This window comes from Thaumasiovibrio clandestinus (assembly GCF_047250365.1).
Taxonomy (GTDB): Bacteria; Pseudomonadota; Gammaproteobacteria; order Enterobacterales; family Vibrionaceae; genus Thaumasiovibrio.
This window is the reverse complement of the sequence record NZ_JBLBVL010000004.1, coordinates 187,660-211,927: the sequence shown is the minus strand read 5'-3', so window position 1 is coordinate 211,927 and position 24,268 is coordinate 187,660. Positions and strand designations below refer to the sequence as shown.

General features: G+C 44.3%; 23 protein-coding genes. 11 read left to right on the top strand and 12 right to left on the bottom strand.

Annotated elements, in window-relative coordinates:
• Nucleotide 1: 1 nt before the first annotated feature.
• Entirely contained in the window at nt 2-949 is a 948-nt protein-coding gene (ylqF, locus tag ACKLNH_RS08520) for a ribosome biogenesis GTPase YlqF (protein WP_413111835.1), read from the top strand.
• A gap of 87 nt (nt 950-1,036) precedes the next feature.
• Here ylqF and ACKLNH_RS08515 read toward each other — a convergent pair whose 3' ends face one another.
• Together ACKLNH_RS08515 and ACKLNH_RS08510 are read right to left on the bottom strand one after the other, a co-directional pair.
• Nucleotides 1,037-2,734, bottom strand: a complete 1,698-nt coding sequence (locus ACKLNH_RS08515; RefSeq protein WP_413111834.1) for an SgrR family transcriptional regulator — start codon at nt 2,732-2,734, stop codon at nt 1,037-1,039.
• Between the two features lie 67 nt (nt 2,735-2,801).
• Complete coding sequence (locus ACKLNH_RS08510; RefSeq protein ID WP_413111833.1) at nt 2,802-3,821, bottom strand: histidine kinase; 1,020 nt, start codon at nt 3,819-3,821, stop codon at nt 2,802-2,804.
• A gap of 300 nt (nt 3,822-4,121) precedes the next feature.
• Here ACKLNH_RS08510 and ACKLNH_RS08505 point away from each other — a divergent pair, with 300 nt between their 5' ends.
• Nucleotides 4,122-4,595 (top strand): hypothetical protein, encoded by a 474-nt coding sequence (locus ACKLNH_RS08505; protein WP_413111832.1) that lies wholly within the window; start codon nt 4,122-4,124, stop codon nt 4,593-4,595.
• A gap of 237 nt (nt 4,596-4,832) precedes the next feature.
• Complete coding sequence (locus tag ACKLNH_RS08500; RefSeq protein ID WP_413111831.1) at nt 4,833-5,189, top strand: DUF805 domain-containing protein; 357 nt, start codon at nt 4,833-4,835, stop codon at nt 5,187-5,189.
• Between the two features lie 58 nt (nt 5,190-5,247).
• Here the strand turns inward: ACKLNH_RS08500 and ACKLNH_RS08495 are convergent, their stop codons facing one another.
• The gene (locus ACKLNH_RS08495; protein ID WP_413111830.1) at nt 5,248-6,429 is read right to left on the bottom strand and encodes an amino acid aminotransferase; all 1,182 of its coding nucleotides are present in this window, start codon (nt 6,427-6,429) and stop codon (nt 5,248-5,250) included.
• A 419-nt stretch (nt 6,430-6,848) separates the two neighbouring features.
• A complete protein-coding gene (gene pdsO / locus ACKLNH_RS08490) occupies nt 6,849-7,562 on the bottom strand; it encodes a sortase-associated OmpA-like protein PdsO (protein WP_413111829.1) in 714 nt (237 codons plus the stop codon).
• A 178-nt stretch (nt 7,563-7,740) separates the two neighbouring features.
• Between pdsO and pdsR the strand changes: the two genes are divergently transcribed.
• The 3 genes from pdsR (at nt 7,741) to ACKLNH_RS08475 (ending at nt 11,187) form a co-directional block, all read left to right on the top strand.
• Nucleotides 7,741-8,433 (top strand): proteobacterial dedicated sortase system response regulator, encoded by a 693-nt coding sequence (pdsR, locus tag ACKLNH_RS08485; protein ID WP_413111828.1) that lies wholly within the window; start codon nt 7,741-7,743, stop codon nt 8,431-8,433.
• Nucleotides 8,433-10,574, top strand: a complete 2,142-nt coding sequence (pdsS, locus tag ACKLNH_RS08480) for a proteobacterial dedicated sortase system histidine kinase (RefSeq protein ID WP_413111827.1) — start codon at nt 8,433-8,435, stop codon at nt 10,572-10,574. The genes pdsR and pdsS overlap by 1 nt, the downstream gene beginning before the upstream one ends.
• Before the next feature lie 73 nt (nt 10,575-10,647).
• Nucleotides 10,648-11,187 (top strand): hydrolase, encoded by a 540-nt coding sequence (locus tag ACKLNH_RS08475; protein ID WP_413111826.1) that lies wholly within the window; start codon nt 10,648-10,650, stop codon nt 11,185-11,187.
• A gap of 49 nt (nt 11,188-11,236) precedes the next feature.
• Here ACKLNH_RS08475 and ACKLNH_RS08470 read toward each other — a convergent pair whose 3' ends face one another.
• Entirely contained in the window at nt 11,237-11,659 is a 423-nt protein-coding gene (locus ACKLNH_RS08470) for a hypothetical protein (protein WP_413111825.1), read from the bottom strand.
• A 398-nt stretch (nt 11,660-12,057) separates the two neighbouring features.
• On the opposite strand from ACKLNH_RS08470, the gene ACKLNH_RS08465 reads away from it, so the two are divergent.
• Nucleotides 12,058-13,218 carry an MFS transporter gene (locus ACKLNH_RS08465; RefSeq protein WP_413111824.1) on the top strand — a complete coding sequence of 387 codons (1,161 nt, stop codon included), beginning with the start codon at nt 12,058-12,060 and terminating at the stop codon, nt 13,216-13,218.
• A gap of 116 nt (nt 13,219-13,334) precedes the next feature.
• Here the strand turns inward: ACKLNH_RS08465 and ACKLNH_RS08460 are convergent, their stop codons facing one another.
• The 3 genes from ACKLNH_RS08460 to ACKLNH_RS08450 are packed head-to-tail and all read right to left on the bottom strand — an operon-like array spanning nt 13,335 to nt 16,746.
• Entirely contained in the window at nt 13,335-15,308 is a 1,974-nt protein-coding gene (locus ACKLNH_RS08460; protein WP_413111905.1) for a flavohemoglobin expression-modulating QEGLA motif protein, read from the bottom strand.
• Between the two features lie 19 nt (nt 15,309-15,327).
• Entirely contained in the window at nt 15,328-16,368 is a 1,041-nt protein-coding gene (gshB, locus tag ACKLNH_RS08455) for a glutathione synthase (RefSeq protein ID WP_413111823.1), read from the bottom strand.
• A gap of 3 nt (nt 16,369-16,371) precedes the next feature.
• A complete protein-coding gene (locus ACKLNH_RS08450) occupies nt 16,372-16,746 on the bottom strand; it encodes a MaoP family protein (RefSeq protein WP_413111822.1) in 375 nt (124 codons plus the stop codon).
• Between the two features lie 137 nt (nt 16,747-16,883).
• Between ACKLNH_RS08450 and ACKLNH_RS08445 the strand changes: the two genes are divergently transcribed.
• A complete protein-coding gene (locus tag ACKLNH_RS08445; protein WP_413111821.1) occupies nt 16,884-17,789 on the top strand; it encodes a LysR family transcriptional regulator in 906 nt (301 codons plus the stop codon).
• A gap of 459 nt (nt 17,790-18,248) precedes the next feature.
• On the opposite strand, the gene ACKLNH_RS08440 is transcribed toward ACKLNH_RS08445, so the two are convergent.
• The 3 genes from ACKLNH_RS08440 to ACKLNH_RS08430 form a co-directional block, all read right to left on the bottom strand.
• Nucleotides 18,249-18,578 carry a hypothetical protein gene (locus ACKLNH_RS08440; RefSeq protein WP_413111820.1) on the bottom strand — a complete coding sequence of 110 codons (330 nt, stop codon included), beginning with the start codon at nt 18,576-18,578 and terminating at the stop codon, nt 18,249-18,251.
• Between the two features lie 119 nt (nt 18,579-18,697).
• Entirely contained in the window at nt 18,698-19,762 is a 1,065-nt protein-coding gene (rsgA, locus tag ACKLNH_RS08435; protein WP_413111819.1) for a ribosome small subunit-dependent GTPase A, read from the bottom strand.
• Nucleotides 19,763-20,045: 283 nt separating this feature from the next.
• On the bottom strand, nt 20,046-20,384 hold the full coding sequence (locus ACKLNH_RS08430; RefSeq protein WP_413111818.1) for a zinc ribbon domain-containing protein YjdM: 339 nt from the start codon (nt 20,382-20,384) through the stop codon (nt 20,046-20,048).
• A 187-nt stretch (nt 20,385-20,571) separates the two neighbouring features.
• Here ACKLNH_RS08430 and ACKLNH_RS08425 point away from each other — a divergent pair, with 187 nt between their 5' ends.
• From ACKLNH_RS08425 to ACKLNH_RS08415, 3 genes are all read left to right on the top strand, one after another.
• Nucleotides 20,572-21,072 (top strand): glycine cleavage system transcriptional repressor, encoded by a 501-nt coding sequence (locus tag ACKLNH_RS08425; protein WP_413111817.1) that lies wholly within the window; start codon nt 20,572-20,574, stop codon nt 21,070-21,072.
• Nucleotides 21,073-21,247: 175 nt separating this feature from the next.
• The gene (locus tag ACKLNH_RS08420; RefSeq protein WP_413111816.1) at nt 21,248-23,170 is read left to right on the top strand and encodes a RecQ family ATP-dependent DNA helicase; all 1,923 of its coding nucleotides are present in this window, start codon (nt 21,248-21,250) and stop codon (nt 23,168-23,170) included.
• Between the two features lie 90 nt (nt 23,171-23,260).
• A complete protein-coding gene (locus ACKLNH_RS08415; protein ID WP_413111815.1) occupies nt 23,261-23,446 on the top strand; it encodes a DUF2986 domain-containing protein in 186 nt (61 codons plus the stop codon).
• Between the two features lie 143 nt (nt 23,447-23,589).
• Here the strand turns inward: ACKLNH_RS08415 and ACKLNH_RS08410 are convergent, their stop codons facing one another.
• On the bottom strand, nt 23,590-24,114 hold the full coding sequence (locus ACKLNH_RS08410) for a chloramphenicol phosphotransferase CPT family protein (RefSeq protein WP_413111814.1): 525 nt from the start codon (nt 24,112-24,114) through the stop codon (nt 23,590-23,592).
• Between the last annotated feature and the right edge of the window lie 154 nt (nt 24,115-24,268).

The following is a 24,268-nucleotide window of genomic DNA, read 5'->3' as shown; positions in this document are numbered from 1 at the left end:
AATGGTTAACAACACAATTCAATGGTTTCCGGGCCACATGCACAAAGCGCGTAAAGAGATCGAAGAGGCGATTCCAAAAGTGGATGTCATCATCGAAGTGCTTGATGCGCGTATTCCCTTTAGCAGTGAAAACCCATTGATTTCATCGTTTCGTGGCGAAAAGCCCGTTGTAAAAGTACTTAATAAGCGTGATCTCGCCGATCCTGAATTAACACAACTATGGATCGATCACCTTGAAAAAGAGCAAGGCGTAAAAGCTATCGCCATCACGACAGAGAATCAAAACGAAGTTCAAATGATTCTAGATCTCTGCCGCAAGCTGGCCCCTAATCGTGAAGTGATGGGAAAAAATATTCGTACCATGATTATGGGTATTCCGAATGTTGGTAAATCAACCATTATTAACATCTTAGCAGGCCGAACAGTAGCAGTCACAGGCAACCAGCCAGCGGTGACACGTCAGCAACAACGTATCAACCTCCAAAACGGCATTGTTCTTTCTGACACTCCCGGCATTTTATGGCCTAAGGTTGAAAACCCCCACAGTGGTTTCCGGCTAGCTGCAACTGGTGCAGTTAAAGATACAGCAATGGAGTATCAAGATGTCGCTTTCTACACTGTTGAATATTTGGCCCAAGCCTACCCTGAAAAGCTTATTGCCCGTTACCAACTTGAAGAGCCATTAGCAGACACTGAAATTGAGCTTTTGGAATCAATTGGAGAGAAGCGTGGTTGTAAACGTGCTGGTGGTCGTATCGACCTACATAAAGTCTCTGAAATTCTTATCAACGAACTACGCAATGGCACCTTAGGGAAAATTACCTTAGAGCGTCCTGAAATGATCACCAAGGAATTGGTCGAAGTCGCTTTAGATAACGAGCGTAGAGCTGAAGAGAAAGCACGTAAGAAAGAGGAACGCCGTAAGCGCTACCTTAAAAATAAACGTTAATTTAATGCGGTATAGTCCAAAGGCCATTTTTATATGGCCTTTTCTTATTGGTCATTTTTTATCATTCGATACCGACACACTCACTTATTAATGAGTGGTATCAACCCAAGCTGAAGAAAAATCAAACCATCCCATACTATTCGTCTCAACCCCTTTAACGGAGTGACCTGCATCCACTCCGGCCCATGTGTGAAACAACGGTAAGAGTACGCGACCGCTAATCAAGTTATTGATAATACTTTCCGCCGGGCACAACGCGTCCTCACCACTACGCCATGAATTTAGTGCCAAAGAGGCTTCATTATAGACACCGTCAGGCACTGCACGACGAATGTGATTATTTTGGAATAACCAATCAATAATCATACTAGGATAACGCGAAACTAAATTGATCCCACCAAGCCATAAGTCAACCTCCTCCCCCTGACTAAGGTGAAAATCAACATAACTCATTGGACGCAGTCGGCATGACACACCATCCTCTGACAATAGCGATTGAATCAATCTGGCCATCGCTTTGAATATCGGATGGCTCTCGACATAAGCCAAGCACAACTCGCTAATATTTTCAGGTGGCTGCGCATATTGAGCTCGTGCCGCCTGATGAGTCCAACCTGGCAAAAACCCGTACGCTGGAATCATTTGGAAAAAATTCGCATCTGTTCTTTCGATTCGGCGATGTAACTCCAACGGATTAATTCGATTAACTAAATACTCTTGCCAACGAGGATCAATACACACACCACTGCGTTGATTAATGACCAAGTAACTGCACCCTTCATCTAAACGGGAGTAGCGTGTTGACGTTGCCACACCATAGGGTGGCGTTATTGACTCTAGGGTCTCCGGTTTCAGCTGACAGGCATTGATTGATTCCAATACCCAGATTTCAATTTCATCAATCAAGGCACGAAAACCAAAATAACTGTCAAATGCCTCTAACTTTAACCGTTGAGAATCACTATATGCCACCCGATATGGACCCGTTCCTATTGGAATAAAATCATCGTCATCCAAATTTTTTGCCGGCAAAATTACCGCCTCTATGGAGGCCAATGCCTCAATAAAGTGAACATCAGGCATGGATAAATGCACATCTAGCACATTGGCATAAGATGACTCAATATGATCAATATGCTGGAAAAGAGGTCGTGAGGACAAGCGCCTTAGCGACTGAATGTAATCTTCTGCCATTACCCGTGTACCATCATGAAATCGCACCCCTGGACGCAAAAAGAAGCGCCATTGCATTGGCGATAACATGCGCCAGTGATGCGACAAGTCTGGTTGAATGGATGATGACTTTTCACAAAATCGAGTAAGCCCGTTATAGACTTGCCTCGCTAAATGATGTTCAGAACGACGCATGGGTATCAGCGGCATCAAGGTGTTCAATGGGCGATAGTAAGGCAACCTTAATACTTGTCGACCTGCATAAGATGCATAACCTAGTTGTGAAGAGATGGCGGCGGCAAATTTCTGTCGATCGTTCTCTAGCAATGTCAGTGCTTTTTCAAACTTCCCTTCTTGGATGCTAGCTACAACATCAGCCTGAATAAGTGCTTCATCAGTGACTAAAAAACGAAGCTGAGATAACTTTCCACGGCCCACTGCAGGAGACCAGTCTATCCAATTCTCGTCACTTAACTTGCCCATCACCATACGGACGTTACGCCGAGTACATTGAAGTACATCAACCAATTCACTAACGGTCACATCTGAATCATGCCCCTGATAATGATGAAATAGTGCTTGAAACTGCTGCTTAAGGCGAGAACCACTCATAAACTGATACAACGACTTAGTCTATTAAATTGACCTCTAGTGTAACGTGTTCTGTTTATCGCGCCAATTAAGAATCATATTTCCAAGAAAGCCTAACAATGCTTCCTCCTAGAGGCGCTAAATCTGTTTCAAGCCGACCTTTATCACCATAAAAGCCCGACAATTTCCCTTGCAATAGTAGGTAGTCATCTATATTCCTGCCTTCCATAAAGCGCTGGGCTAGTCTCGTATCATCACTCTCAATAGTGACTTCAATGCGATCAAACTCTCGTCTAAACCGTAAAAACAATTGTCTATTCGTCTCTGCATTATCATGTTGTAACAGCACACTTTCTATTAGGGGATACAGCATATTAGCAGGCAAAAAGTACATCGGAGATAGATTATCGTCTACCTCGATGTGATATCGAAAATTCTGTTGTGTCTGTATTTTGTGGATATCCAGATATGTTCTTAAAAAAGCGACTTCATTGCGCAAAGTGACTCCATACTCTGACGTCGATTGCGTGATGCGCAATAGGTCCATTGAAAATGCACTCAATTGTTTTATATAGTCGGGTTTCATTGAGGCTGAAGTATAAATGCTATTAAATATACGATATAAAAAGTCTGGGCTTAATGCCGTTTGAGGGGATGTGCTTTGCTCTTTTAGTAAGCGCCGTTCCAAATCAATTTGAACCAATTGATGTCGCTGCACTTCTGACTCTAGCGTGACGGCTTGTCCCTTTAAGTAGAACATAAAGCTGACAATACCGGCAAAAAATACCGCTAGCAAAATTATTGGTAGAAAGCGCGACCAATCAATCATCGATTCTCGACCATAAACCCATAAAGCCGCATTAGTACTTCCGATAATGATACCGAAAAGGCTACCAACAAGTTGGTGTTGGAACATATTCCAGTAAGGAAACAGCAACCGCACCACAGAGTTCATAAAATAGAAAGAGAGACCATAACCACATGAGATAGAAAAATGCCGGATATAGTCACCGTCATAAATTAGATAGCTCAAGATGCTCGCTAGCAAACAGGCGACTGTTACAATAAGCGCTCTTTGGTGCGACAAATAATAAAAGAAATTGGTCATTTCCCCTCCAAAACAATTATTCTATGTTGTGGTACAGCAAAGCCCACTGCCAATACAGCAACACCTATCTTTTGAATCACGCCGCAAAGATCCTTTAGCCATTGAATATAAATGGAAATAAGTCACCCATTAATTGACAGCATTTGCACTCGTCTGCTAAATGACATTGAACAAAATAACACCGCACGGCCTGACAAACTTCGCTTTCTGGAGCAAGTTCGCGTAAGGTATCAACCAGCACGTGGATTTTCTGGTTCAATGCACAGCATAAATACCGAAAGCTAAAAATAAGGCGACACCATGCAAACAAAATTTACGCTTTTAGAGCACGCCCGCAAGACTTGGATGTATTCTCATGTGGAAGAGGCTGAGTTCCCAACCCCTGAATCTATCGCGGGGCTTAGCTTATATAAAGCGTACAATGCGCCGAGCGGTGTCAAAGGCGATCTGAACAAAGCGTTGTCTCTATACGAAGTTGACTGCCACCCTCTCACCATTCGATACGCTAGGCTCTTTTCCGAACAATGGGATACTGATGACCAAGCGTTACTTATTGAGTACTTAACCCAAATAGACAAAGACAACAGCGGTAAAGCCAAACTCTACCTCGGCTATAAAGATGGCGCACCGTCTGCGTGCGGAATGATCTATGGTGACGATAGTGACTATATTATTGCCGACGTCTATGGCCGCTCAGACGCAGATGCAAATAGTTTAATTAAACAACTCACTGAACAAGAGTCTCGACGCCGAGTCTTTGCAGAAGACGATTAACGGTGACCAGAACAAAATAGTTCGTACCGTTGTATCTCTTCTTATCAGTTCATATCACGCAAAATGCGTGATATGAATCCCACGGCCTTAGTTATTATCATGTCATGTTGTTTATTCTTTTATTACACTTAGCGGTGTTTCAATCGATTAGAGCAAGAATCGAATTGAGCCAACAGACGAAGAATATGCACTTCACCAAATAACAAACAGTGATAGACACATCAAAGAGGTAACAGGATGGAATGGTATCTAGCGGTACTCAAAAAGTATGCCGTATTCACGGGAAGAGCAAGACGCAAAGAATATTGGATGTTCTTTTTAGTCAACTTAGTTATTACGCTAGCGTTAAGTATTGTCGACAACCTGATTGGTTCGCAGCTGCTCGGTAGCGTTTATAGTCTTGCTGTGGTTATTCCTACGATTGCTGTCACCGTGCGCCGCATGCATGATACCGGACGCAGTGGTTGGTGGGTACTAATCGGCTTTATACCATTGGTGGGTTTACTGGCAATTCTCTTCTTTGCTGCCGCAGAAGGCACACCGGGCAGCAATGACTATGGCCCAAATCCGAAAGAAGAAGGTGTCTTGTCTTAAGGCAATCTAAAAATAAAAAGAGTGCGTCGCACTCTTTTTATTTTGACTGATGTTTAACTTACGTGATGACATCAACAATCGCTTGCGCCAACAAGGCCAATTTATCTTCTTGTAATCCAGCAATGTTAATACGGCCATCACCGACCATGTAAATGCCGTGATCTTGTCGCAACGCGTCAATCTGCTCAACCGACAACCCAGTATGCGAAAACATCCCTTTATGTTTTTCTATAAAATCAAACCTATTCGTGCCTAACTGGTGAAACTCAGCGACCAACCCATGCCTTAAGGACACTAATCGTTGCTGCATCTGAGATATCTCAGTATGCCAGACTTGTGTCAGTGATTCGTCACTCAGGACTTCAGCAACTAATGCTGCACCATGATCAGGCGGCATCGTATAGGTCGAACGAGCTAGCTGTAATATGCGCCCTTTACCTATTTGCGCCGATTTTGCGTTTTCAGCAACTAAAATAGCGGCCCCGGTACGCTCACGGTATAGTCCAAAGCTTTTAGAGCATGACGTCGCAATAAACATTTCTGGAACCCGTGCTGCCATATAACGTAGACCAGCGGCATCTTGCTCGATGCCATCGCCAAAGCCTTGATACGCGATATCAACAAATGGAGTAAATCCATTTCCCAATGCCATATCCGTTATTGCCTTCCATGCTGCAAATGACAAATCTGCACCCGTTGGGTTGTGGCAACAACCATGCAGTAACACAATATCGTTAGGCCCCAATTGTGCGATAAACGCCAACATCGCAGCTTCATTAACTTGCATAGTTTCAGTATCGAAGTAAGGGTAGAAACCCACGTCTAACCCCGCGGCTTCCATTACGGGCTGATGGTTCACGTAACTTGGGTCGGACAACCATACTTTCGCGTTGGGTTGTGCTTGTTTTATTAAGTCCGCCAACATACGCAGCGCGCCGGAAGCGCCTGGGGTTTGCACCGCAGCAGCTCGCTCACGACTATCTCCATCACCAAGCACCAGCTGCATCATTGCACTATTAAATTGTTCGTTGCCAGCTAGGCCAACATAGGCTTTTGTTTGCTGTGTTGCCATGACTTTTCGTTGTGCTTGCGCGATCGCCGCCATGATCGGTGTCTCTCCCTGTGCATTTTTATATACACCGATCCCTAAATCCATTTTTTGTTCACGCTTATCTGCCCGGAATGCCACCGTCAACGATAAAATGGGGTCCAATGGTGCCGGAGAGAGATTTGACAGCATAGTCATTATCCTTACTGAATTAACCGATATTACTTGTGTTTGTGCAATGTACATAACACTGCCGCACAATTCCTTTTTAGTTTGCACAAGTTATCATTCATTGCCTAACGATGCATCAATTTATACGATTCGTTAACTTACCCCAAAACAAAATCACCACATCGTTAAAGCAAGTTAAACGCCACCATCATCAAAACCAAACTGCATCGGTGTAAGTTAAACAATACGCTTTCTATCTTCATGAGCATACCCACACAAATAGGCACAGCAAAGCGCCACTCATAAAATAACACGGTAAGTTGACGTTCATGTTTATTGTCAGCCCTCACGTTGCCGGAAAATTAAGGGCCAACTGCATGAGAATAAACCCCATAATGATAACAGGTACTACCCACGCCGCTGGCTTTGAATTCATGTACCTACTCCTTTGCCATCGAATATACAACAGGAGCGACGGTGACCCTGCGGTCGTAGATGTTATTTTCTAACGATGGTTCCGCCATAACGGGTAATGTGTCTCCAAATGCATCAAGAGTTATCTGCGATGGGGACACGCCACGCTGAATGAGATAATCTTTAACTGCGTCAGCACGTTGTTGGGACAATTCAAGATTGAAGTTGGGGTCACCAACACGATCAGCATGCCCTTCCACCAACCACTGCATGCCGTCTGATTCAATGATTAACTCCGCGATACCATCGAGTTGGGCCAAATAATGGCTCGCAAGCTCTGCAGATCCTGTTTGAAACTGCACATTTACATTAATTGACGCTAATTGTTCAGTTTTAGCCTGCAATGTCTGCACCAGACTCATGTTAGTACGTCTCTCTTCCATATACTGACGACGGTACGCCGCTAATTCTTCCGTCTCCGCCTCTAAGGTAACAATATGATTGCGTTGTTGATCGCTTTCTGCACTCAAACCGGTTGCTGTCCCTACAATCCCACCAACCATCGCCCCAATTACAGCGCCTGCTGGTCCACCGACAACCGCGCCAAAAGCGGCACCAGAACCAAGGCCGATAAGTTGATGCGACTCTGTGGCACTTTCTGAACTGGCATATGCTGGACTCATCACCAATCCTGAACTAACCATAGTTGCGATAAGTGTTGCTTTGATTACGTTGTTCATTGTTATCTCTCCGTTGTTGTTTTCTGCTAACTATTAAAACAACGCAATCTGGCAGCACAGAGGCAGAATTGTGGCAATTAGGCGATCAATTGTGGCAATAATGTGGCTTTTCTTTCTCTCCCCTTTTTCTGCGGCATGAATGAGGTATAGTTTGCTTCATAACAGAGAAAGGATCCCCATGAAACATATCGTGATTGTTGAAGATGAAACGGCCATTCGTGAGAACTATATTGATGTATTGACTCGCCAAGGTTACCGCGTCACAGGTTTTGCCACACGGCACGACGCATTAGTCGCATTTGATAATGCACTGCCTGATTTAGCCATTATTGATATCGGCCTCGCCGACGAAATAGATGGCGGGTTTCAGCTATGCCAGTCTCTGCGCGCAAAATCAACAACACTGCCGATTGTATTTCTTACCGCCAGAGACAGTGACTTTGACACCGTATGTGGTCTTCGCATGGGCGCTGACGACTACCTAACAAAAGACATTAGCTTACCTCACTTAATGGCGCGCATTGCGGCACTATTTCGACGTAGTGAGCTCCAAGGTCAACTCTCTGTCGAACAAGATATTTTACAGCGAGGTGCACTCTGCGTTGATCGAAATAAAATGTTAGTGCACTGGAACAACACCCCAATCGATCTAACCGTGACAGAATTTTGGATGCTCTATGCGTTAATAAAGCGCCCTGGCGTGGTAAAAAGCCGCCAAACTTTGATGGAAGAAGCGCATGTGGTTGTGGACGACAACACCATCACCTCGCACATCAAGCGGATCAGGAAAAAGTTTAATCACGTCGATAGTAGCTTTAATCATATCGATACTGTTTATGGCATGGGCTATCGCTGGCAGGAGCCAACATAATGCGCATCAATCTACGGACAAAAGCACTGTTGATCTGTAGTTTTCTCCTACTACTTCCATGGCTCGGTTATCGCTATATTGCCGAAATGGAAACAGTATTGCGCAGTGGGCAAGAACGGTACCTACTGGGAACCGCGCAAGCACTCGCCACCGCATTACATGAGCGTCCTCAGTTATTCAATACCAGCGCCAGCTTTCAAGCACAGATAGAAAAAGGTAAAGATCTGTACGCGTATGAATTAAATCAACCCATTGTTCTCGACGGCGACCTCAGTGATTGGCGCGTTTACCGCTCGCATTTTCAACGCTATACCCGCCGCCATGTACAATACTCCCGTTACCCCTATAAACAAGAGGATTTTGCTTTTGAGCACATGCTTGGTCGTTATGGAGAGCAGCTGTATGCTGTTTTTGATGTCACCGATCCAACCCTTGTTACCCGCCGCTCAAACAGCTTACGTATTGATCGCAACGATCACCTTATTATCGCCATGACCTCCCCCGAGGGCGAGTTCAAACGATTTGCAATACCAGCACAAAACTCAGGCTGGGTCAGTGCGTTCGAGTTTCAAGATGACATCAGTATCATTAGCCAGTTAACACCAGCACCTTATATTCAAGGTTATTGGAAAAATACAGACTCTGGCTACCAATTGGAGATCCGCTTTCCTGCTGAGATGGTTGGCAATAAATTAGGTTTTGCTTGGAATAATGTCACCAGTAGCTTTAATCGTGACATCGAGACCGTGATCGCCACCAGCAGTGTGAATAACGCTGGCAAACTAGGAAGCTTAGTGGTTCCCTCCCCTGAGATAGATCGCATTCTGAAGGGAATGACCCACAATAGCGTCTCTCTTAAAGTCGTTGACCGTCATCGACGAGTACTTGCGAAATCGGGCAGCCTTAATAACCCTAGCGGCCTATGGGAAGACAGTATTATTGCAGCCAATCAATTGAGCCTTATCGATCGCTTGCTACAACCTATATTCCAACTGCTGCTCCCGCCCATAGAAAATGAAATAGCATCCATTGGTGATGATGCTCAACTAACAGGACTCCATGTTACCCAAGCACTTGAAGGGCGTTCATATATACGTTGGCAACGCAGCAACGCAAATGTCGCCCCTATATTATCCGCTGCGCACCCTGTCTGGGTTGACGGAGAAGTCATGGGTGCAGTAATAGCCGAAGAAACGGGTCAAGGCATACAACAACTCACCACACAAGCGCTACGAAAACTCTTCAGTCTTAGCAGCGCCGTTGTTCTTTTGGGTCTAGCCACACTCCTGTTGTTTGCCTCTCGCATATCAAACCGTGTACGACGTTTGCGAGATAACACAGAGCAAGCTATCGATACGCACGGCCGTTTAAAAAATAAAATTGAATTGGACACCACCAAAGATGAAATCGGTGATCTGTCTCAAGGCCTAAATATCATGTTAGAACGTTTAGATGGCTATCATCAATATTTAGAAAATATGTCATCTAAATTGGCTCACGAACTGAGGACACCTGTGGCGGTAGTGCGTTCATCGCTAGAAAATCTCGCATTTTTTGACACCGAGCCTGCGAATCAAGCCTATATACAACGCGCCCAAGAAGGGATTAGCCGATTAAACACCATTCTTACCCAGATGACAGAAGCAACGCGAATTGAACAGAGTCTCGAAAACATGGAGGCAGAATATTTTATACTTAACGATCTGATTGAAGGCTGTACACATGGCTATTCATTAGCATACCAAAATGTTAACTTTGATGGACAAATCACCTCTTCACCGTTAAGAGTTAAAGGCTGTGCTGACCACATTGCACAGTGTTTAGATAAAATCGTCGCTAACGCCTGCGATTTCCACACCGTCGGCACACCGATCACAATCAACCTGTCACAGACTGGCCAATTCGCCTGCATTAGCATTAACAATCAGGGGCCGAATTTACCTGAAGAGATGAAAGATCAACTGTTTAACTCAATGATATCGGTAAGAAACACGCCGAATAGAGACAAGCCACATCTTGGGCTCGGGTTATATATTGCAAAACTCATCGTGCAATACCACAATGGATATATCCATTTAACAGACAATCAGAGCAGCCAAGGGGTAACGGCGACAATCAGCATTCCCCTCGACGATCACTAATCTTTTAATCAGCAAAGCGGGGCGACTGCGCTAGAGTTTAGTCATGCCCCCTTTTCTCACATGGAAGCAACGTATGACAACGAATACCAATACCGCACTCGTCATCGTCGACGTTCAAGGAAAATTAGCTCAATGCATGCATAACAAATCAGAGCTATTTAACAATCTGTCTATTCTCGTACAAGGTGCCAAACTACTCGACATCCCCATACTATGGGTAGAACAAAATCCAAACAAACTGGGGCCGACGATCGATGAGATCGCCATTCACCTCGACGCTCATACGCCGATCAGTAAAATGTCTTTTAGCTGTTTTCAGTCGGAGACTTTTAGCCATCAATTAAAAGAGCTTGATAGAGAGCATATTCTGGTATGTGGTATTGAGTCACATATCTGTGTTTACCAAACGGTAACAGATCTCTTCCAAGCAGAATATTTAGTCGAAGTGGTGGCGGATGCCGTATCGTCACGCCAAGCTTATCAGACTGAACTTGCCTTAGATAAACTACGTCACATGGGTGTTCCTATGACCAGTGTAGAAATGATTCTTTTTGAATTAATGAAAAGCGCTGAGCATCCACGTTTTAGGGAAGTTCAAGCCCTACTCAAATAGCATAAAATAAACAATGAGCGCATGCGCTCATTGTTTATTTTTCATTGGGCTACTGTGCAAAGTTAACCTTTTCAGTAAAAGGGAATATCGCCTCACACTCGTCAGTATTGCAAACGTATGATGTTTGCACATCTCCGCAAGTCATACTCCCTGTCATGTCTGCTCTAACGCGCCATTGACAGCTGGTAGCCATACGGACAGTGCTTCCTTCAACGTAGCAGGACAACTTGCTCGATTCCTCAGTTTCGCTTGGGTCTGCAAATATAAAGAAGCGTGCAATTTTTCCTTTATCAATACGTAACTGACTCACATCACATTGCTTATGGCCCACCACAAATTGCCTGATTTCAATGGTTTCGGCACTCAGCTCTTGAGGCTCTGTCGAATGATGCGTTCCTAAGCCCGCACTATTCACCTGTGCTGCACCCAGAAATAATAAGCTCAACACCATGCCATAACGATATTGTGTCATTCTTGTTTCCTATTTATCTCCATTTAAACAGAATAAAGAGAATATTTTCGCCAAGTAAATTATATTCGTAAGTGTTAGAAGCAAGCTGCGTGCGCACGTAATTTACAAAGAGAATTATTAGCATATTTTCGACTCAACTCACAGTTAGTGGCATCACCTCTTTGCTCTAAACCGGACCAAAACTGCGCAACACCCCGTTAAGGGATTGTCGAGAATGGGTTATACAGAACCTTCTTCATAGCTTCAGAAAGCCTGACCAAATCTCGATAAAGACCTTTTGTCGTAACGAGTAATTAATTTTGTTTTACCCAAAAACAATAAACCTTCATAGTCACGGCGAAATTCACCATGCTTCTTCTTTTGTTTTTAATACCACGATAATCTTGGAGGTAACACTAGTGACAAATACGACTGATCTCGCAATAAAAGTTGGCTATAAAGTGCCTGTTATTGCGTTATCACTTTATGCTGTTGCATCAGGCTATTTAATGAGCATTATCCCCCTGATGTTGAGTAACTATGGTATTGATGCTAACAACGCAAGTTGGTTAGCAAGCGTATTTTATCTGGGGTTACTGATAGGAGCTATTGTTATCGAGCCTGCGGTCAATCATATTGGCCACCGCTTGGCGTTAATTGCTTGCTTAATACTATTGATCGCAACCATTGTGTTCCTGCCTCTCGCACCTTTTGCTTGGGTATGGCTTGTCACTCGCTTTATTGCCGGTATCGCCGTTGCTGGTGTATTTGTTATTGTTGAATCTTGGTTACTTGTTGGTGATGAAGACAATAGAGCAAAACGCCTTGGGTTATATATGGGCTCTCTTTATGGCGGCTCTGCAATTGGACAACTTGGTATCGGCTTTTTCGGCGTTCAGGGAAGTATTCCATTCATCATGATACTCTCCCTGTTAGCGATGGCGGTTCTGGTATTACTGTTTGCGCCAGCCTCACAGCCAACAACCTCCCATTCAACGGCTTTACCACTAAAGCAACTCGATAAGTTAAACCATACTGCGATTATTGGCTGTGTTGTATCCGGATTACTGCTAAGCGCGGTTTATGGATTAATGCCTGTTGAACTCACGCATCGTAACGTCTCTCAATCACAACTCAGCACATTGATGACGTTGGTTATTCTAGGGGGTATGGCTGTACAAACATTGGTTCCGGCATTAATAAAAATTGTTGGCCGGACACCTCTGATGGGACTTTTTTCTTTACTTGGCGTATTTGCTGTTGGTCTTATGATCTTAAACGATGCATTGCACGTCTTATCAATTGGTATCTTCTTACTTGGTATGGCAGTCTTTGCTCTTTATCCGATTGCCATCAATCTAGGTTGTGACAAATTGGATGAGAGCCAAATTGTCTCTGCCACACAGGTAATGCTGTTTTGTTATAGTATCGGATCGGTAGCGGGCCCTGTGATTGCTAATTGGTTTATGAGTAACGCGCAAGGCCTGATGGCTTATTTTCTTGCAACTATGATGACAACAGCAATCTATATGTTGATTACGAGCATTCGTGCCAAGAATCATTTGGCGTCAGGTGAATAGTTGGAATGAGCAGTCCTACTATATCGGTTTAACTTACGTGGTAGCGTTTAAATTAAAGCCAGAAAAGCATTTCTGGCTTTATATGGGCATCACACCAGCAATCTATTAAAAGAGCTCTAAACGGTTCTTAACGAGCCGATTAAATAATCGAGTTGGCTGGCTGATGGTATGGCGTGGCCAAACTCGGTCGGCATAAATTGTGGTTTGTTCAACCAACCACGATTCATCAACTCATCAATTAGATCATGGTAGCGAAGGCTACATTTTCCGACCAACAAGTTATCCAAATTTCGCTGATTCTCTATGTTCAAGATGTGTAAGAACCCTTTTAAATATAAATGATCTTTAGTGAACCCTCCTCCCCGATAGACTCGGGTCGTAATGGCAAATGCGTCCTCTTTATCAATGCCGAGCTCATCCACTAGATAACTATAAGTGAAATAGAAGTTTTGCTCCTTAAGCATAGAGTCTACCGCGAGTACACGTGTCGCCAATGTATTAAGACGTTCGTGAGATAAATACCCCGAGCGGTACTCAGCAAGAATAGCTAACCCTTCTTGAGTCATGGTGGAACCAGGTAGACCAAGCCGAAAGATGTTCAAGGGCTGACTTTTTGCATTGTGGTTAGTTGCCATATGCACGCCCAACTCATGTTGCAACAAGCGCTTCACCTCAGTATCGGTAAACTGCGATTTCGCATTGACTAGCACCGCCAATGGCGTTGCTGTGACCATCGCTCGAGCGGCAATTGTCTTAGAGGTGCTAACTCTGCACTTCATTCCCAACTGTTTGGCAGCATTCGTCAGTTCTTGCACAGCTTGTTGAGCATCCAGTTTGGTACTATATTCTTCCGGCAGTAGCTTGGCATAAAGCAAAAAATTGGCATTATTAATATCGACTCTGTCTGGGCGACCGTGATAACGCAAAGCATTATACAAAAAGGTTTCAGTGCCAACAGACGTCAGCAAATCCATCTTGTCGCTCAGCTTTTGTACCATATCCCCGTACAGATGACGCATATCGGGATCAGAAATACCTTCAATCGGCAATCGATACAACTTTTGCTTAAACTCATTGACTTTAATTGGCAACTGCCGATAGCGATAGTTTGGTTTATACCGGCTAGGCGCCATCTGAAAGCGCTTGTATTCCGTGGTAATATTTATCGGCGTCACATATTTTAGCGTTTCAATCTTGCTAGCTAATCTATACAACTGTGCATCAACAGATATCAAGTGCGGTTCGATTGAAGAGCTCAACATATCCGCTTTTCTAACACTGCGTTTCTGACTGTGATTGCGTTGCAGGTAGGCGCTGGTCTGGCTAAACGCCTCTTTTAGACCAGATTGCAATGCTTCAAGCACTAACGGAAACAAGACGCCAGTCTCTTCTTCCATAAAAACTTTTTTCACTTCAGTGGGCAACACCAAGGTTCGGTCAAAGTGCGCATTGGTGTGTGATATCAGGTAACCACGTCCTTCAAACACCCCATCAATCTCAGTCGTCGTCGTGATATGAGGCAGTCGTATCTTACCTAGCTCCCGACAAAAGCGTTTTACCGCGCCATTCCAACGCTCCATATCAATCTGGGCAGTGCCCAAATTAAAAACTGGCGCATCTGCTCTTTGGCGCTTGTGATTATATGAATGCATATCGAAAACCACTACGCTATCGTGCAATGACTCAAGCTTGGTAATGATCGCTTCATAAATGGTGTAAAACGCATTGTGTTTGCGATGACTTTCGGCTCGATGCGCAGGGCTAAGCGGCTTCTTCCATACTAAACGGCTCCATGCAGAGCGATAGTAGGTGCTTAGCGCCAATGCACGATTAAGGTCGTACTCGAATCGCGAGTCGAGCCCAATCATAATAATCGGTTGAGAGGCGATCATTGCATCAGTGTGCGGATCTTCCTCAAAATAGCGCTCTTGCTCGTTCAATACACAGCGACCAGCCAGTTCAGATCTCAAACGAGAACCAGCATGAATCGCCGTACAAACAACAGGAAGATATTCTTCTATCTTAACGAAAAAACCGGCACCAGAGACTTCACCAGAGAATGGTTGCCCTCTTTGAATCAATGCAAGCATCTCTTGCACTGTGTATTCATTATGGATCAATGTGAGAATTCTCTACTGCCGTTCGGAATGCACTCTTACGCTGTTGAAGCAGATCTTTTGAGTGAACGATGTTCTCAATAAAATCTATCACCTGGCGCTGCAAACGAACACGGTTAAGCTTGTTGATACGCATAATGCCACCCGGGCTCAATACATTAACTTCAACCAGTTTATTGCCGATCACATCAAGGCCGGTGAAGTAAAGCCCATCTCGCACCAATTTAGGACCAATCGCCGCACACAGACGCTTCTCTTCCTTAGTGATACTATGTTTCACCACAGTGCCACCAGCATGAACGTTTGAGCGAATCTCCCCCGTCGCAGGCACACGTTTCATCGCACCAATCGGCTCTCCATTAAGCATCAAGATACGCTTGTCACCCTCTTCGGCCCCTTCAATGTAATCCTGTAAGATCACGTAATTGCTCTGTTCTCCTGCGCCAATGTAAAAGTCCAGTAATGAGCGGAAGTTTTGACGCGCGTTTTTCTCGATAACAATCACGCCATGACCACCAAAACCATTAAGTGGCTTAAGTATCATCTTTTCGCTATCACTTTCCTCAAGCACACGTTGCAGGTAGTCTCGGTTCTTGGATACATGTGTCGCGGGAATAAATTCACTCGCCGCGCCCCCCATGCTCGCCGTATAGAGTTTATTGTTCGCTAGGCGCAGACCTTCCAGATCATTGACAATTAATGTGTCATCTTTGATCGAATCAAGAAAGTTAAGCGCAAGGTTATCCAACGGTGGATTAGCACGCATAAAGATGACATCAAACCCCGCCATTGGCAGGCGTACTTTATTGAACTCCGCATGACGGTAGAAGCTAGGGATCTTTTCAGGTACTTTTTGCCTTCTTTTAAGCACTTGGCAGAAGCCATAGACCGTACTATCACGAATCGTTAGTCCACTCGTCGTGGTTAAAGCCACTGTATGCCCACGAGCAGCACACTCATGAACTAGACGCAGTGTAGTATCTGTCTCTGGACAAACTCTTTCCCATGGGTACATTAAAAAACAAATGTTCAACGACTATTCCTCAACTTCGAAGTCAAACGCATCCCTTGCAAATTGGTCTAAACTAGCGCTTCCCTTCGCTGGTATTTTCTTACTATTTAACGTGTGAAACTGTTTACGACCACGAGAAAGCTCAATGTATTTCAACCACACTTTTTCTAGTTTGGTATTCGCATTTTTGTGATCTATTAACGTCTGCAAAAAGTGATTTTCTTCTGCATTCTCTGGCTCTAAATTGCCTAACTCTAGCGCTAACATTGTTTGCCCATAATGCGTGAGCAGATCCGCCTCAACCAGCGTGAAGTCTCCTGATTTGGCAAACCCTCTTGGGAATGCTTTATTGTCACAAAATCTACCTTCACCCATGCGCATTTGATGAGAATCTGTCATGTTAACCTCGTCAAAACAGGAAATAATTAGATCGTTGGAAATTAGTCCTAAAACCAATATTTGAAAATCAAATAATTTTTGTCGTCTCAACAACAAATTGTTGTTAATCTCCATAATTATCACTCTGAGAGTCTGTTATGGACGTAAAAGTATTTAAAACCTTTTTAGAGGTAGCAAACCAAAAACATTTTGGACGAGCGGCAGAGAGTCTCTACATTACTCAAGCAGCTGTTAGTGCTAGGATCAAACAACTTGAAACGTTCTTTGATACTAAGCTCTTCACTCGCGACCGAAATGCAATCAAGCTGACTTCAGCCGGTGAACGTTTGATTGGTTATGCAGAAGTGATGGTGACAACACTTGAACAAGCAAAATTCGAACTTTCTCTTGATAAAGACAAAGCACTTCAGCTCACCCTTGGTGGAACACCAAATTTATGGGATGGCTATTTACAACATTGTTTGAGCATAGTCACCGATGCGTTTGATGGCTATGGCTTTATCGCTGAGGTGCAATCACCGAGACGCCTTTATCGCAACTTGTTAGATCGTACCCTTGATATGGCCTTTGCATTAGAGCCAATTAAAAGCGACGACCTTTCCTGTTGCCATATCGCAGATCTAGAGCTGGTTCTCGTTTCAACGCAGCAGTCCAATGACATTCAACCGTTTGCCCAACGGTATATATACGTTGATTGGGGCACCAGATTCACCTCTGAGCATGCAGAACGTCACCCATCCATTCCGGCGCCTTATATGCGCACATCAACTGGACGGATTGCGCTGGAGTATATTCTAGAGAAAGGGGGCGCTGCATACCTTCCGAAGTCAGTCATAGAGCCTTTTATTACAAGTGAACAGTTATTTGTAGCAACAGATGTCGAGGAGTGGCGCCTGCCGATTTACCTTAGCTATCGTAAACAGAGCACATCGATAGAGGCGATTAAAAAGGTAGAAGAACTTATTGCGAGCATCGGTCCTTCAACAGCTTTCAGCCTTATCCAAGCAGGAGAAAGCATCAGTGCTAAATCAGAGGACAGCTGATCCATTTTAGATTTTTCCCTTTTATTTCAAAAGGTAAATCATGATTAGACAAAACCAGCAAGATATACGGGAATACTCAAAATAATTGGAACAAAAACGAACTTAGCACTCTCCTGAATTCAAACTGACGGGCAACGTCAGGTATGAGTAGAACTATTAGGAAAACGTGGCTTTCAGGTTGTCGTAACTACAGGTAAAACGTCGCCCAATAGCTAGAGCATTTTCAACGCATTGGCTTTCTACTCTGCCACCATCATGACAGTTTTTGCATCAGGGGTGCCATGGACTAGCTTAACCATACTGGCATTAGTGTTTGCCGTAACCCGATTGCTTACCCCCTTTTTGTACATTGCCAATATCGCAACTGCAAGAAGCATTGTGGTTGTGATTGGGATATTCTGTTGCCTCTACATGCTTTCTTTACCGTTTGAGCTTTGACAGTTAACACTTAGAATGCCTTTAAGGCTTTCCCGCTATAATCCCTGCTCGTCGGCGCGACAGTTCTTCGGTCATCATTTTCGCAGTGACATGCATATCGTGGCGTTCTAGGTTAATCATTAATTGTATGCGCAGTTCTTCTGCGCGCTTGTCCAACTTGGTCCATTTAGGCGTTTCTGGTTGCAAGACGGCGAGTTGATGGTAGCAATCAATAATGGCATGAAAGAGTTGCGCCTCGAAACTAGTACGCTTTAACGGTGCTTTATCACTACTCTCGTCAATTTTCCCTTCTGCTTTTCGGCGGTTCCAATCCTGAATTTGATTCTCAGCGATTACGTCAAAAATACTCATCACACGCTCCTGTGTTGTATCGCCTTAACTCGTGTTGAGTGAAAGCAGAATATCCATTAAGTCTATATGATTTAGCCGCTATTACACAAAAAACCCGGCACATGGCCGGGTTAAACTAACTAATAGCCTTTTTTACGCTGTCGACTTGCCGACTGAACAGAGCGGTAAAACTTTCCTAATGATTTATCATTAGAACGTAACTCTGCCAACGATGCTCCATTTCGAGCTTGCTCGCGTTGCAGCTTAAAGTAGTTGCGCACCCGTCGTTCATCCAGTTCATGTTTACTCAATGCGTCTTGCACTGCACACCCTGGTTCAGATTCGTGACTACAGTTGCCAAAGCGACACTGCTTCGCGTATTGCTCAATGTCAGCGAACGTCTCTTTCACCCCATCGGCGCAATCGGCCAATTGCAACTCACGCATGCCTGGGGTATCTAATAATAATCCACCTTGTGGCAATAAGTGCATAGAGCGCGAGGTTGTCGTATGGCGTCCTTTACTGTCATCTTCTCGAATCCCCCCGGTAGACAAACGTTCGTCATTCAGTAAGGTATTCACTAGTGTAGATTTACCTACACCGGATGAACCAATAAAAGCGACAGTGTTGCCTTTTCCACACCATGATGCCAAGCACATCACCGATTGCGGATCTAACGCATTCACACTCTCCACCAACAACATAGGATCCAGTTCACGCAGTTGTTGTGCTTTCTCTTCTGCATCGTCGCAAAGATCGGCTTTGGTTAATACCACAACCGGCTCAACTCCAGCTTCTCGTGCTAACACAAGATAACGCTCAATCCGGCTCAAGTTAAAGTCATCATTCAACGAACTGACAATGAAAACTGTATCGACATTCGCTGCAATCAGTTGACGTTCTACTTTCGCGCCTGCCGCCTTACGACTGAACAAAGAGCTGCGCTCGAGTAGACGCTGAAACGTGCCTTCATGTTCCAACACCACCCAATCACCAACGGTCATTGCAGGAAGATGTTTGGTTATCTCTAGTTCAAATTCCCCTTTTTCACTCACCATCTTATACCCACTGCGATGATGAGCGATGATACGAGCCAAAAAGTTTGAGTCATAGTCGGCTAATGTTAACTGTTGCTGAAAGTAGGCTTTCCAACCTAAAGAAGAAAGCGAAGTTGAATGTGATAACGTAATGTTCTTTTTACTCATTTTTACTACCCTGAACCTATTAATAAATAGGGACTGTTTTTAACAGGGTCATCGACCCCAGCGGAGTAACGCCGGGCTTCACACACGCACTGCAATGATATCAGTTAGTAACGCGGTGCTGCCGGACGGGTTTTGAATACAATCATTTTATCTCTCCTAGCTAAATTATTGGCGTTGGAAAAGTAACAAAGCGCACGCTGCATTGCAATTACACGCCGACTGATTAAACGCAATAAACAAAAAACAGGGCAAGTGCCCTGTTTTTTTATATCTCACTCTCTGATTACGCCTTCTTGACGAACTGAGATTTGAGCTTCATAAAGCCAATGCCATCAACCTTACAGTCGATGTCATGGTCACCGTCAACCAAACGGATATTTTTCACTTTGGTGCCTACTTTAACCACAGATGAAGAACCTTTTACTTTTAGATCCTTAATCACGGTTACTGTATCGCCATCTTGCAGTAGATTGCCAACCGAATCTTTAATCACTCGCTCATCTTCAGCGCTATCCGCACCATCTTTTGACCATTCATGTGCGCACTCTGGGCATACATACATGTTTTGATCTTCATAAGTGTATTCAGAGTTACACTCAGGGCAATTAGGTAATCCAGACATAAATTAAGCCTTGGTTAAAGTCTTCTAAAGGCGCAATTCTATATCAAATATCCATTCGGCGATAGCCATTGAGCAAAACTGTACATTCATCCGATATATGAACAACATCACTAATGGTCTTCTTCTCTTTTGCTACAGTTATAATAAGTTTGGTTATATCTGAATCATTGCGCTTTAGGGGGAAACGATGAATAAACAATTCACCATTACTATCGCCGGCAACGATAAAGCAAAACAGTTAAATGCACTCGCAGCAATCACTCACCAACACGGTGGCAAGTGGATAAAAAGTAAAATTAGCCGCCTCGATGAACAAATCGTGGGAATTATTCGTATTGATGTACCAGAGCAGTCGTATGATTCCCTACAAAACAAATTATTGACTGAAACAGAGTGCCACGTCCGTGTTATTGATAGTGCAGCCATTACGCCCGAGCAATCTACACCAGCAACGCTCAAAATTGAATCGCGCGACAGACCAGGCATTATCCACGATCTCACTCAAGCGTTGGATGATTTTGGCGTTCAACTGCATACAATGGAGAACCATCGCATCTGTGTACCCGATGCTGGTCAAATGGTATTTTTTGCAGAATTAGCACTTGATATACCGCAATCACTCGATAAAGAACAGCTAATTAGAATGATTGAAGAGGTAGAGCCCGACCTAAAAGCTGAATTGGTCTAACATAACACTTAAACGTTGTGTCTTGTGGCGCAACGTTGCTTGTTTCATATGATACAGCTTAACGCTTACGCTTTACCGACTTTCCCCCAATAACAAGCCACTTTCCTTCACTGAAGATCACGATTTTCCTGTATTATCTCAACAATATTTATGCAGTGCAGGATGATTGGCTCCAATGATTGAACAAACACTTAATAGCGTATTTGGTTTTTCCCAATTAAGGGGCGGACAGCAGGCAGTGATTGACCGGGTTATTCAACATCAATCCTGCGCGGCCATTTTTCCTACGGGCTCAGGTAAATCTTTATGCTATCAGTTACCTGCTCTGCATCTTCCTCATCTAACGCTGGTTATTTCGCCGCTACTTGCGTTAATTAAAGATCAACTGGAATTTCTTCATCGCAAAGGCATTGCAGCAGCCAGTATTGATTCAACCAAGCGTCCAGAGGAAATACAACAGATCCTCGCCGCTGTCGCGTCTGGCGAGATTAAAATTTTAATGATCTCGGTTGAACGTCTAAAAAACGAGCGATTCCGGCACGCTATTAGTGCTATTCCTATTTCACTATTGGTGGTAGATGAAGCACACTGTATCTCAGAATGGGGCCACAATTTCCGTCCAGATTACCTCAAGTTGCCACAATATCGTGACAGCTTGAACATCCCACAAGTTTTGCTGCTCACCGCAACCGCGACACCAGCGGTTATTGATGACATGAAAAATAAATTTGCCATCAATGATGACAATGTTGTGGTCACTGGGTTTTATCGTCCAAATCTCGAACTCACGGTTGTTCCATCGGCACAAGACAAACGAGCGCAACTAACTAACCTAATACTGGCGGCCCCTCAGTCACCAACGATTGTCTATACCACGCTGCAACAAACTGCGGAACATGTAGCAGCTCACTTACAACGAAGCAGTATTCACGCTGCCAGCTATCATGCCGGAATGCCGAGTGAACAACGGGAAGCCATCCAAAATCAATTTATGGCGGGTGATATTGACTGTGTTGTCGCTACCATTGCGTTTGGCATGGGTGTCGATAAGGCAAATATCCGCCGAGTGATTCATTTCGATTTACCCAAATCGATGGAGAACTATAGCCAAGAAATTGGCCGAGCGGGTCGAGATGGACAACCTTCCCAATGCACCGTGTTAGCTGATAGGCAAGGCATTACCACACTGGAGAATTTTATTTTCGGTGATACCCCAGACCTAATGGCCATTGAATCTCTGTTAGCACAAGTTCCCGATAAAACGTGGCATATCAAACTCAATCAGCTCAGTACAGATACCAATATTCGCGGCCTTGCGCTAAAAACACTGCTGGTCTATTTGGAAATTGAGGGCATCGTTGAACCCGGCTATAGCTATTATGCTGAATACCGTTTTAAAACACATGTTCCATCTAACGAAATTATTCAACTCTTTGCAGGAGAGCGACGTCAATTTGTTGAACATCTCTTCAATGCCTCCCCCAAAGCCCGCCTTTGGCATCAAGTCGACTTCGAGTTACTTTGGCAGCGCTGCAATGGAGAACGTAAACGTGCAATACAAGCACTGGAGTACTTTGAGCAGCAAGGGCTAATCACGCTAGAAGCAAAACAGCTGACTGACGTCTACCACGTTCGCCAAGCAGAGTTCGATCGCAGCATAATAGCCCAACGCCTATTTGATTTAGCACAAACGAAAGAGACAGCGGCCATCGAACGCATAGACAATATGTTGGCATTTTTTGCTTCTTCACAATGCCTCTCCTATCAACTCGCCGATTACTTTGCCGACAAACAGCTACAAAAAAATCCACAAGGCTGCGGACATTGCAGTGTTTGCCTTGGCCAACCAGCTCAGTTACCACTTCCTCCTGCGCTCGCACTGCCCAACAATCAACAACTTAATGACTGGTGTGCTCCCTACATCGCGGCCGTGCAAGGTGTGGTTAGCAATAGCATGTTAGCGCACTACTTGTGTGGCTTATCTAGCCCAATCATTACCAAAACCAAAGCCCGAAAAATGGCCGGCTATGGGGCGCTAAGCAATGTGCCCTATCGTGATGTACTCGCCAGTGTTGAGCAATGGCGTCGTGACGCTTAAATCTCAGACAGAGAAAGCAGAACAGCGAGAAAAGTACTTGAGGTTCTGCCTTAGCATGGCACAATGCGCACCTCAATCTGGAGAGTAAAGATGAACCGTAAGAAAAAAATTAACGAAACGCTGCAGAAAAAGCTTAAGAAGAAAAACGCCAAGATACATAAAAGCAATAAGCCTCGCTATATCTCTAAAGCCGAGCGAGCCAAAATGGAAGCGGAACAAGCAACTGCAGATTCAGCCATTGAAAACGAAACAAGCAGCGACGACACACAAGCTTAGTCGCTCAAGCTCGATCTAGATTTACTCATATCTAGTGAAAAAGCAGATTGCCAAAACAAATGATTGGCAATCTGCTGTCGTAACTCAATAACTATTTCAGTAAACAGTTCCCATCAATACCAAGCACAGCCAGCACGAACTGACTATCGTTGCTTCAACCAATCATGTAACCTCGCCGCCGCTTCGGCTGGAGAGAGGCAACTGGTATTTATCGACGTATCATAATGCATATGTTGGTGAACTTGAGGAAACTCCCATTTAGCCAACCCAATCGCCCTATCTCCCCGCGCATGCTCACGGGCTTCACATATCGCAAGATCACACTCCACTTGAACTCGAACCACATCGAAACCAGACAAAATAAGGTTCAATGCGTCTACTTCTGCTTTATCAATCCACGCGTTGTCAATAATTACCCGACAGCCCGTCTCCAGCAGTGCACGCACACTATGATGATAGCCTTTTACCAATTGCGCATAATCAAAGCCATCACGTTCTATCGGTCTCCCCGCCATCATGTGTTGAAGATCGCTGGGAGGCAGCGCATAAAGCACACTATCAATACTAAAGTTTAAATATTGATGATTCAGTAACTCCTGCAGTTCCTTTGCTAAACTGGTTTTTCCTGAGCTGCCTGTTCCATTGAGTAATATCACATCGGGGTACATTAATGCTTCCTTTCTGGTTTAAACGTATCGTGGCATATAGAACGCAGTTTAAACAATCACCGACTCAATTAACATTTGGTGACCTTTTTTCTCGACCGACCCCATACTCCCCTACTCGTCACGTTACTCAGCGACCAATCTATTACCCCAGCGC

Bases quoted from the DNA above. Each gene is read 5' to 3' on its own strand.
- ACKLNH_RS08505 (WP_413111832.1), top strand. From the start codon at position 4,122: ATGCAAACAAAATTTACGCTTTTAGAGCACGCCCGCAAGACTTGGATG.
- ACKLNH_RS08445 (WP_413111821.1), top strand. From the start codon at position 16,884: ATGGACGTAAAAGTATTTAAAACCTTTTTAGAGGTAGCAAACCAAAAA.
- ACKLNH_RS08515 (WP_413111834.1), bottom strand. From the start codon at position 2,734: ATGAGTGGTTCTCGCCTTAAGCAGCAGTTTCAAGCACTATTTCATCAT.
- ACKLNH_RS08475 (WP_413111826.1), top strand. From the start codon at position 10,648: ATGACAACGAATACCAATACCGCACTCGTCATCGTCGACGTTCAAGGA.
- ACKLNH_RS08450 (WP_413111822.1), bottom strand. From the start codon at position 16,746: ATGACAGATTCTCATCAAATGCGCATGGGTGAAGGTAGATTTTGTGAC.
- ACKLNH_RS08415 (WP_413111815.1), top strand. From the start codon at position 23,261: ATGAACCGTAAGAAAAAAATTAACGAAACGCTGCAGAAAAAGCTTAAG.
- ACKLNH_RS08510 (WP_413111833.1), bottom strand. From the start codon at position 3,821: ATGACCAATTTCTTTTATTATTTGTCGCACCAAAGAGCGCTTATTGTA.
- ACKLNH_RS08470 (WP_413111825.1), bottom strand. From the start codon at position 11,659: ATGACACAATATCGTTATGGCATGGTGTTGAGCTTATTATTTCTGGGT.
- pdsR (WP_413111828.1), top strand. From the start codon at position 7,741: ATGAAACATATCGTGATTGTTGAAGATGAAACGGCCATTCGTGAGAAC.
- ACKLNH_RS08500 (WP_413111831.1), top strand. From the start codon at position 4,833: ATGGAATGGTATCTAGCGGTACTCAAAAAGTATGCCGTATTCACGGGA.
- ACKLNH_RS08495 (WP_413111830.1), bottom strand. From the start codon at position 6,429: ATGCTGTCAAATCTCTCTCCGGCACCATTGGACCCCATTTTATCGTTG.
- pdsS (WP_413111827.1), top strand. From the start codon at position 8,433: ATGCGCATCAATCTACGGACAAAAGCACTGTTGATCTGTAGTTTTCTC.
- ACKLNH_RS08460 (WP_413111905.1), bottom strand. From the start codon at position 15,308: ATGCTTGCATTGATTCAAAGAGGGCAACCATTCTCTGGTGAAGTCTCT.
- pdsO (WP_413111829.1), bottom strand. From the start codon at position 7,562: ATGAACAACGTAATCAAAGCAACACTTATCGCAACTATGGTTAGTTCA.
- ACKLNH_RS08410 (WP_413111814.1), bottom strand. From the start codon at position 24,114: ATGTACCCCGATGTGATATTACTCAATGGAACAGGCAGCTCAGGAAAA.
- ACKLNH_RS08440 (WP_413111820.1), bottom strand. From the start codon at position 18,578: ATGAGTATTTTTGACGTAATCGCTGAGAATCAAATTCAGGATTGGAAC.
- ACKLNH_RS08420 (WP_413111816.1), top strand. From the start codon at position 21,248: ATGATTGAACAAACACTTAATAGCGTATTTGGTTTTTCCCAATTAAGG.
- rsgA (WP_413111819.1), bottom strand. From the start codon at position 19,762: ATGAGTAAAAAGAACATTACGTTATCACATTCAACTTCGCTTTCTTCT.
- ylqF (WP_413111835.1), top strand. From the start codon at position 2: ATGGTTAACAACACAATTCAATGGTTTCCGGGCCACATGCACAAAGCG.
- ACKLNH_RS08430 (WP_413111818.1), bottom strand. From the start codon at position 20,384: ATGTCTGGATTACCTAATTGCCCTGAGTGTAACTCTGAATACACTTAT.
- ACKLNH_RS08425 (WP_413111817.1), top strand. From the start codon at position 20,572: ATGAATAAACAATTCACCATTACTATCGCCGGCAACGATAAAGCAAAA.